This window comes from Curtobacterium flaccumfaciens (assembly GCF_051548005.1).
Classification (GTDB): domain Bacteria; phylum Actinomycetota; class Actinomycetes; order Actinomycetales; family Microbacteriaceae; genus Curtobacterium.
In genome coordinates, this window is sequence record NZ_JBPUGH010000203.1 from 1 (window position 1) to 4,937 (window position 4,937).

General features: G+C 71.0%; 5 protein-coding genes. 1 reads left to right on the forward strand and 4 read right to left on the reverse strand.

Going from position 1 to position 4,937, the window contains the following annotated elements; genetic code table 11:
- Window positions 1–175: 175 nt before the first annotated feature.
- On the reverse strand, window positions 176–1,504 hold the full coding sequence (locus tag ACSW7Y_RS16180) for an NAD(P)/FAD-dependent oxidoreductase (RefSeq protein WP_438127265.1): 1,329 nt from the start codon (window positions 1,502–1,504) through the stop codon (window positions 176–178).
- A 92-nt stretch (window positions 1,505–1,596) separates the two neighbouring features.
- On the opposite strand from ACSW7Y_RS16180, the gene ACSW7Y_RS16185 reads away from it, so the two are divergent.
- On the forward strand, window positions 1,597–2,097 hold the full coding sequence (locus tag ACSW7Y_RS16185) for an N-acetyltransferase family protein (protein ID WP_438127266.1): 501 nt from the start codon (window positions 1,597–1,599) through the stop codon (window positions 2,095–2,097).
- Between the two features lie 10 nt (window positions 2,098–2,107).
- On the opposite strand, the gene ACSW7Y_RS16190 is transcribed toward ACSW7Y_RS16185, so the two are convergent.
- The 3 genes from ACSW7Y_RS16190 to ACSW7Y_RS16200 form a co-directional block, all read right to left on the reverse strand.
- Entirely contained in the window at window positions 2,108–2,947 is an 840-nt protein-coding gene (locus ACSW7Y_RS16190; RefSeq protein ID WP_438127267.1) for a formate/nitrite transporter family protein, read from the reverse strand.
- A 27-nt stretch (window positions 2,948–2,974) separates the two neighbouring features.
- On the reverse strand, window positions 2,975–3,184 hold the full coding sequence (locus ACSW7Y_RS16195; protein ID WP_438127268.1) for a hypothetical protein: 210 nt from the start codon (window positions 3,182–3,184) through the stop codon (window positions 2,975–2,977).
- Between the two features lie 7 nt (window positions 3,185–3,191).
- On the reverse strand, window positions 3,192–4,937 hold a 1,746-nt coding region (locus tag ACSW7Y_RS16200; protein WP_438127269.1), incomplete at its 5' end, for a DEAD/DEAH box helicase.

Genomic DNA, 4,937 nt, shown 5'->3' on the forward strand with positions numbered 1-4,937 from the left:
GGGGGGGGGGGGGGGGGGGGGGGGGGGGGCTGTCCGGGGGGGCTCCCCCCCCGCCGGGTGGGTGTGGGGGGGTGGTCGGGTTAGGGGCGGTTTTTTGGGGGGCGCCCCACCCCTTTCGGGGGGGGGGGGGGGTGCCTGCGGGCCCCCGGGCCTCCCGTCCGTCAGGTGGGGACGTCTAGGACTTCGAAGCCTCGACGAAGTTGCGACGCGGGTCCGTCTCCTTGATGAGGGAGGTCGCGTCGCGACCGGACACGGCACCGGTGATCCAGCCGATCACGATGCGGGCCTTCCGGTTCAGCGTCGGCATCGCGTACACGTGGTAGGCGCGGTGCGCGAGCCAGGCGAACAGGTTCGTCATCTTGACGCCCTTGATGTTCGCCGCGCCCTTGCCGACACCGTAGGACGCCACGGTGCCGATGGACGGGTGGCGGTACTCCTCGAGCGGCTTGCCGGTGATCGTCGCGACGACGTTGTCCGCCGCGACGACGGCCTGACGGACGGCGTTCTGTGCGTTCGGCGGGTAGTACGCCGGCTGCTTCTCCGCCGTGAGGTCGGGGACCTGCGCGACGTCGCCGAGTCCCCAGACGCCCGGGACGACCTCGTGGGTGTCCTCGGCCTCGACCTGGAGCTTCGCGTTCGCGGCGAGGTGGCCCTTCGGTCCGCGCGGCAGGTCGGACGCGTCGAGCAGCGGGTTCGGCTTCACGCCGGCCGTCCACACGAGCAGCCCGGCAGCGAACTCGTCGCCGTCGGAGAGCTTGATGACGCCGCCCTCGGCGCTCGGCATGGTGGTCTTCAGGCGGACGTCGATCCCGCGCGCTCGGAGCGACTCGAGGGTCCACTTCGAGAGTTCGGGGCCGACCTCGGGAGCGACCCGGTCGAGGGCGTCGATGAGGACCCAGCGGGGGTGTTCACCGGCCAGCGACGGGTAGGTCTTGATCGCGGCCTGCGACACGTCGAACAGTTCGCCGATCGCCTCGACGCCGGTGTAGCCACCGCCGACGAAGATGCTCGTGAGCAGGCGGCGGCGCTCCTCCTCGTCACGGGTGGCCGCGGCCTTCGCGATGTTGTCGAGGAGCTTCGCGCGGACGTACGCGGCCTCCTCGACGGTCTTGAAGCCGACGCCGTACTCCTCGAGCCCCGGGGTCGGGAACGTGCGCGTCACCGAACCGAGCGCCACGACGAGCTGGTCGTAGCCGAGGGTGCGGTCGTCGCCACCGGCCGTCGAGATCGACACGGTCTTGTCCTTCGACGAGATCCCGGTGACCTTGCCCTGGATGACCCGGGTCCGCTTCAGCGCACGACGCAGCTCGAAGGTGACGTCCTTCGGCGCGATGTGGCCGCCGGCGACCTCCGGCAGGAACGGCAGGTACGTGTAATAGGTGTTCTGGTCGACGAGCGTGATGCGCATCGGAACCGTCGCGGCGTGCTTCTGCAGCTGCTTGACGGTCGTGTAGCCGGCGGAGCCGCCACCGAGGACCAGGACGTGCGGGATCGAATCTGCCATGTGTCCGGTCTACCGGAGTTTTCCTTGTGACGTCACCAAGCCGCGCCGACCGGGGACGGCGTCGTCGTTCGTCGGATCGGTACGGTGACCGCATGGCTCCCCTCGCGCACGCCCTCACCGTCCGACCGGCGACGCTCGCGGACGCGGAGCGGATCGCCTTCGTGCACGCGACCTCGTGGCGGGAGACCTACGGGCGGCACGTCGACGACCCGGACTCCAGTCCGTGGTTCGCGGTGGAGCGCCGCGTCGCGATGTGGCGGAGGAACCTGACCGAGCAGGTGTTCTCGACGGTGGTCGCCCTCGACGGCGACGAGATCGTCGGGTTCGCCGCCGTGCAGCCGACGCCGGCGTCGGACGACGGGTCGCCGGTGCGCCCGGAGGAGCTGACGATGCTCTACGTCCTCGCCCGCGCGCACGGCACGGGTGCTGGGCAGGCGTTGCTCGACGCGGTGCTCGGAGACCGGCCGGCGTCGCTGTGGGTGGCCGACGACAACCCGCGGGCGCAGGCGTTCTACCGGCGGAACGGGTTCGTCGCGGACGGGGCGACGTCGTCGTTAGGCCCGATCGAGCGGTCCCTCCGCATGGTCCGCTGAGCCGCTCCCGTCACCGCTCCGCAGCCGAGCGCGCGGATGCGGACGCGGAACGCCTCCGTCGGTGCTGCAGCAGGTCGGCGGAACGGACGAGACGGAGTGCCGTGACGAGGACCACCCCACCGACGACGTTGAACAGCAGCGTGTAGCCGAACCACCCGAGCCACTGCCCGTACGTGATCGACGCGCCCGACTGGATCGCCCCGAAGACGAGCAGTGAGTCGAGGATCGAGTGGAAGAGCTGCAGGCCGGACAGCAGGAACCCACCCACGACCGCCGCGACGATCTTCGCCGGGTCGGAGTCCGTCCCCTGCTGCATCCGGGTGACGAGGGTGATCGTGCTGCCGCCGAGCACGGCCAGGACCGCGACCTGCAGTCCGAACGGCGCGTCGACGTAGTGCCGTGCGGACTCCTCGAGTTCGTCGTGCCACTGCGGGAAGGCCTGGACCACGAGCCACATGAACAGCCACCCCCCAGCGAGGTTGCTCGCGAGGGTCCCGGCCCAGAGGCGCAGCAGTTGGCCGACCGTCCCCTCACGCGCGACGAGCGCCACGATCGGCATGAGGAAGTTCTCGGTGAACAGCTCGCTGTGGGCGAGGTAGAGCGCGATGAGTCCCACGCTGAACGCGAGGCCGGCGAGGAGGTGGCTGTCGGTCTCGTGCAGCACGGCGAGGTACGCCATCACCCCGAGCCCGATCTCCAGTCCTCCGGCGAACCCGGTGGCGAGCACGACCCGGGTCGTCCGTCGGAGGCGTTCCGTGCCCTCCTCGACGACGGCCTCGAAGGAGTCGTGGATCTCGTCCTCGACAGGAGCGTCACTCCGGCCGACTTCGCGGCGCTGATCGTCGGTCACCGCTCGGAGGCTAGCCCCGTCGCCCTGTCAGTGTGCGCCGCGGCGGTCGCGGAGCCGCCACCACGCGGTCTCGGCGAGTTCAGGGCCCGTGAAGACCCCGTGCTGGGTCCGACGCGACTCCGTCAGCGAGAACCGTCGGAGTCGGTAGCCGCCGCCGAAGCGATCGATGATGGCCTCCGGGGAGGACTCCGCATCGCGCTTGACGAGCCACGTCCGGTCGTCGACGGGCTCGATCACCGGACGCTCACCGTCGGCCGCCGATCCGGGAGCGCAGCACGTCGATGCGCTTCTGGATCTGCTCGACGCTCGCCTGCGCCACCGCCGGGCCGCCGCTGATCCGCCGGAGTTCGGCGTGGATCGCGCCGTGCGGCTCGTTCGAGTGGCGCGACCAGATCGACACGAGGCGTGCGAGCTCGGTCCGCTGCTCCTTGAGCGTCAGGTACATCGGCCGGTCGGTCTCCGGCTTCGGCTTCGGCAGTCCGTCCTTCGCCGTCCGACCCTTGGACCGCTTGGCCTGGGAGGCCTGCCGGGCCCGCAGGAGGTCGCGCACCTGGTCGGGCTCGAGCAGCCCGGGGATGCCGATGAAGTCGAGTTCCTCGAGCGACCCGACCTCTCCACCGGAGCCGAACTCACCGCCGTCGTAGAGCACCCGGTCGAACGAGGCCTGCGAGTCGAGCGCCTCGAACGGCTGCACCTCCAGCAGGCTCTCGGACGCGCGGTCCTCGCGGTTGGCCTCGGCGACCATCGCGTCCTCGGGGTTGTACATCCCGTCGTCGGCGTCCTTCGGGCGGTCGAGCGCGTGGTCGCGCTCGAGCTCGAGGGAGGCCGCCAGTGCCATCAGTCCGGGCACGCTCGGCAGGAACACCGAGGCGGTCTCGCCGCGCCGCCGTGCACGCACGAAGCGGCCGATGACCTGCGCGAAGAACAGCGGCGTGCTGGCGCTCGTGGCGTACACGCCGACGCAGAGCCGTGGGACGTCCACGCCCTCGGAGACCATGCGGACGGCGACCATCCACCGGGAGTCACCCTCGGCGAAGGCACCGATGCGTTCGGACGCTGCGGCCTCGTCGGAGAGCACGACGGTGGGCCGCTCCCCCGTGATCTGCGTGAGCATCCGGGCGTAGGCGCGGGCCGTGGTGGTGTCGGTCGCGATCACCAGGCCGCCCGCGTCCGGCACGCCGCGGCGGACCTCGGTCAGGCGCTTGTCGGCGGCGGTGAGCACCGCGGGCATCCACTCGCCGTCGGGTGAGAGTGCGGTGCGCCACGCCTGCGCGGTGATGTCCTTCGTGACCTGCTCGCCGAGCGACGCCGACATCTCGTCGCCCATGCGCGTCTTCCAGCGCATCTGGCCGGCGTACGCCATGAACAGGACCGGTCGCACGACGCCGTCCTTGAGCGCGCGTCCGTAGCCGTAGTTGTAGTCGGAGATCGAGGTGCGGATGCCCTGCTCGTCGGGGGCGTACTGGACGAACGGGATCGGAGCGGTGTCCGACCGGAACGGCGTGCCCGAGAGCGAGAGTCGGCGCGTGGCCTTCGAGAACGCCTCCCTGATGCCGTCGCCCCAGGTCAGGGCGTCACCACCGTGGTGGACCTCGTCGAGGATCACGAGGGTCTTGCCGCCGGCCGTGATCCGCTGGTGCACCTCGGGGTTCATGCCGACCTGGGCGTACGTGATCGCGACGCCCTGGTAGTGCCGGCCGAACATGCCGTCGCCGTTCTTGAACATCGGGTCGATGCGGATGCCGACGCGGTCCGCGGAGTCCGCCCACTGCCGCTTGAGGTGCTCGGTGGGGGCGACGACGACGATCCGGTCGACCGTGCCGCGGGCGAGCAGCTCGGTCGCGAGCCGGAGTGCGAAGGTCGTCTTGCCGGCGCCGGGGGTCGCCGCGGCGAGGAAGTCGCGCGGTTCGGTCTCGAAGTACTTCGTGAGGGCTTCGACCTGCCAGGCACGGAGCTTGGACGCGGTACCCCACGCGGCGCGGTCGGGGAA